The organism is Kribbella sp., assembly GCF_035655035.1.
GTDB lineage: Bacteria > Actinomycetota > Actinomycetes > Propionibacteriales > Kribbellaceae > Kribbella.
The window spans coordinates 1-4,306 of sequence record NZ_DASRVN010000544.1 but is presented as its reverse complement, the minus strand read 5'-3'; the positions used below and the strand labels follow the sequence as shown (position 1 = coordinate 4,306).

At 71.3% G+C, this 4,306-nt stretch carries 1 protein-coding gene; it reads right to left on the bottom strand.

The features are described from left to right. Positions 1–4,278 (bottom strand): type I polyketide synthase (locus VFF46_RS29410; RefSeq protein ID WP_325040478.1); only part of this gene is annotated, 4,278 nt, incomplete at its 3' end. Positions 4,279–4,306 lie beyond the last annotated feature (28 nt).

Genomic DNA, 4,306 nt, shown 5'->3' with positions numbered 1-4,306 from the left:
CGCCTGCCGAGCACCCCCGACCTGCGCACCCGCCCCACCCTCAACAGACTGCTTGCGCGCACCACCCTCAACAGACTGCTTGCGCGCACCCCCCTCAACGGACTGCTTGCGCCCGCCACCCTCAACGAACTGCTTGCGCGCACCCTCTTCGACGAACTGCTTGCGCGCACCACCCTCAACCGACCGCAGGTGAACGCCACCCCCACCGGACGCGCCACCGGACACAACCTGCCCCACATCTTCGGCAGATCTGTCGCCGGCACCCCCGGCGGATACCTCGCGCACAGCCCCGGCGGTCGCGCTGCCCGCACCCCCGGCAGATTCCTCGTCTGCACGTTCGGCGGCTAGCTTGCCTACACCGTCAACAGATTCCTCGCGCACACCCCCGGCGCTCGCCTCGCTGGAACCCCTGGAGGTCCCGCCGCCCGCACCTGCGGCAGATTCGTTGCCCGCACCTGCGGCGGCTACCTCGCGCACACCTTCGGAAGTCGCGCCACCCGCACGCCCGGCAGATTCGCGGCCCACACCTACGCCGGATCCCTCACCCACGGTCAGCGCATCCGCACCCGAGGCGGTCACCTCGCCCGCATCTTTACCGGTCAGCGCATCCGCACTCCGGCTGGTCCCCTCGTGCGTACCCCCGCCGGTGAGCACATCCGCATCTCCGCCAGTCAGCTCGCCCGGACCTTCGGAGGTCGCGCCGCCTGCACGTACGGCGGGCTCCTGGCCCGCATCCCCGACGGTCGCGTCGCGCCTACCCTCGGCGGACTCGTCGCCCGCACGCCCGGCGGTCGCACCACGCGTACCTTCGGCTGATTCCACGGTGGTTGCCTCGTCGGCGCCTGCTGTGGTTGCGGTTGGGTTGAGCTCGGGCTGGTTCTCGTCCGTGGACGGCTCGGTCAGCAGAGCCAGCTGTTCGCGCATCAACCTGGTGACACCGTCAACCAGCTGGCCCGCGACCCGGAGCTGCTGCGACATCAGCGCGGCCATCCCGCTCCCGGGAAGCTCGGCCGCCCCGGTCGCCGCCGCAGCCTCGTCGACCTTCGCCGCCAGCTCCGCAAGCCCCGACCCCAGCACCGCCAACGCCGCCCGCGGATCCCGCGCCGACGCCTCCCCACCATGAACCCCAGCACCATCCGCAGCGTCGGTCTGCGCCTCACCAACCCGGGCGTCGTAACCTTCAGCCCCGTCGACCCCAGCGCCCTCGACCATCCCACCTGGTCCACCGTCAGCCGAAGAACCCTCGGCAACCTCCGGTACGACGTCCGGTTCGGCCGTCTGTACCGCAACCGCCGTAGCCAACTTATGCGGCGTCGTGTACGTCAGGAACAGATCGTCCGGCGTCAGCTCAGCCTCGAAGCGGCTGTGGAGTTCGTCGATCACCGGCGCCATCGACGCCGGCGTAGCGCCGAGTTCCGCGAACGTGTGATCCACAGTCAGGTCATACGGATCCAGCCCGTGCACCTCACAGGTCAGATCGAGTACGACGTCCAGCGACTCCCGGTACCGCTCCGCCGACATCTCGTCGCCCGGAAGCGACCCGGCCTGCGCCAGATAGTCCGCGTCGATCGCATGCGTCTCAGCAGGCAGCGCGAACGGCGACCGCTCACCCTCGGCCTCCGCGGGCTCGGCCTCGACCGGCTCCGGCTCCACCGGCGGATCCAGCGGGATCCGCTTCACCGCAGCACTCGACGGCGGCTCGAACACCACCGACTGCGCCCGCGCCGCCCGCTCGAACGCGTTCAGCCGCGGCGCACCGTTGCCCCCGGCAACCGCCGTACCGGGACCGGCGAGCACCGTCACCGACGGGTCGACCGGGTGGTGCACGCGACGGAACGGGTACGTCGGCAACGGCACGCGACCGCTGTCGGCGTACACCTTGGCCCACGCGATCTCCGTACCCTGCTCGTACAGCTCCGCGAGTCCGTTCATCGTCGCGAGCACCGGGTCCTGCCCGAGGCGCTGCGCCGGGATCCACGTGCTGTTCGGCGCGATCCGGCGCCCGGCGGGGCTCAGTACGGCGTCCGGCCCAAGCTCCAGGAACCGCCGGCACCCGGCCGCGGTGACCGCCTCGACGGCGTCCCCGAACAGCACCGGCTGCCGCAGCTGCCCGACCAGGTAGTCGCTGTCGAGCACCGTCCCGGACTCGAGCAGATCACCCGACCAGCTCGACACCATCGGCGTCCGCAGCGGCTTCAGCGTGATCTCGCGGACGATCTCGGCGAAGTCCGACAGTATTGGGTCCACCAACGAACTGTGGAACGCCCGATCCACGTCCAGCCGCTGCCACGTGACCTGCAGATCGTCCAGCTGCGCCGCGAGCTGCCCGACGATCACCTCCGACCCGGTCAGTACGAACGACTGCGGCCCGTTGCCTGCGGCAACTTCCACGCCGGCGGTCCGGGCGATCTCGCGGACCCGGTCGGCATCCGCCCGTACGGCGACCATTGCCCCCGGCACCGTTCCGCGCTGCATCAGCTCGCCGCGCTTGGCGGTCAGCCGTACGCCGTCCGCGACGGACAACGCGCCCGCGACGCACAACGCGGCGTACTCCCCGACGCTGTGTCCCACGACCAGCGCAGGCTGTACGCCGAACGACTGCCACAACCGAGCCAGCGCGACCTCGAACGCGAACAGCGCGGGCTGTGCCGTCTCGGTCGGCCAGACGCCTTCCGTGCCGGCGGCCGGGGTGAGGAGCAGCTCGTTCAGGCTGCCGCCGGTCTCCTCGTGGTACACCCGGTCGCACTCGTCGAGGACCGACCGGAACACCGGGAACCGCGCCGCCAGCCCCGCGGCCATCCCGCGCCGCGCCGCCCCCTGCCCGGTGAACGCGTACCCGAGCGGACCAGGCCCACCCCGCGGTACTTCGGTCGCCTGCGCGGAGCCGAGCGCGCTGAGCAGCTCCCGCTCGGTACCACCCGCGACGGCGATCCGGTACCGGTGCGCGGGCCGCCCGAGGGCCGCCGTACCGGCAAGATCGATCAGGCGATGGCCCGTGCCGTGGTCGAGATCCGTCCGGTACAGCTGGACGAGATCGGCGAGCGCGTCCGGGTCCGGGGCGGACAACGGCAGTACGACGGGGCCGTCGTCGCCGCGGCGGATCTGGCGCGGCGCCTCCTCGAGAATCACGTGCGCGTTGGTGCCACTCGGGTCCAGCGCGCTGACGCCAGCGCGCAGCGTCGTACCGCCGGACTGCAACGGTACGGTCCACTCGCGGACGTCGGTACCGATCACGAACGGGCTGCCGTCGAGCGCGAGCGCCTGGTTCGGCTCGGCGTGGTTGATGGTCGGCACCAGGGTCCGGTGCTGCAGCATCAGGATCGTCTTGATCAGGCCGGCCATGCCCGCGGCGCTGTCCAGGTGGCCGATGTTCGGCTTCACCGACCCGAGCGTGCAGAACCCGACCTTGTCGGTGTGCCGGCGCAGCGCGGTCGTCAGCGCCTTCACCTCGGCGGCGTCCGCGGCCGGGCTGCCGATCCCGTTCGCCTCGATGTAGCTGACCGAGTCCGCGTCGAACCCGGCCCGCTGCAGCGCGCGCTCGACCAGCTCGACCTGGTTGCCGTCGGTGTTGCTCACGGCCGTGCCGCGGATCACGGCGTACACCGTGTCCCCGTCGGTGAGGGCCTGGTCGAGACGCTTCAGCAGTACGGCGGCGACACCGTTGCCACCGACCGTGCCGTCGGCGTCCGCCGCGAACGCGCGCACGTGACCGCTCGGCGACAGGATCGAGTCGGGCGCCGGGTGATAAGTCGTTGCCTGCGGCACCTGTACGGCGGCGGCACCGGCCAGGGCGAGGTCCGCGTCCCCCGACCTCAGCGCCTGGCAGGCGAGATGGACGGCGACGAGCGACGACGAGGACGCCGACTGTACGCCGATCGCCGGGCCGGTCAGGCCGAGCCGGTACGCGACCCGGGTGGCGATCGAGTCGCGGGACTGGTGCTGGCGGTTGTACAGGTTCATCCCGGAGCCGGCGAACACGCCGACGCGGGACGACGTACCGGCGTACCCACCGTGCTCCAGCGCCTGATGACACACCTCGAGGAACAACCGCTGCGCCGGCTCCATCAACTCGGCCTCACGATCGCTCAACCCGAAGAACTTCGCGTCGAACGCCTCCACATGCTCCAGCACACCCGAGACCGCCACGATCCCGTCCCCCGTGTCCGGCATCCCCCGCCGCACACTCTCCACCCCACCGACAAGGTTCTCCCAGAACCCCTCCAGCGTCTCCGCCCCCGGAAACCGCCCAGCCACCCCCACCACAGCCACCGGCTCCACAACCCCAACCCGAGGCCCACCCCCCACC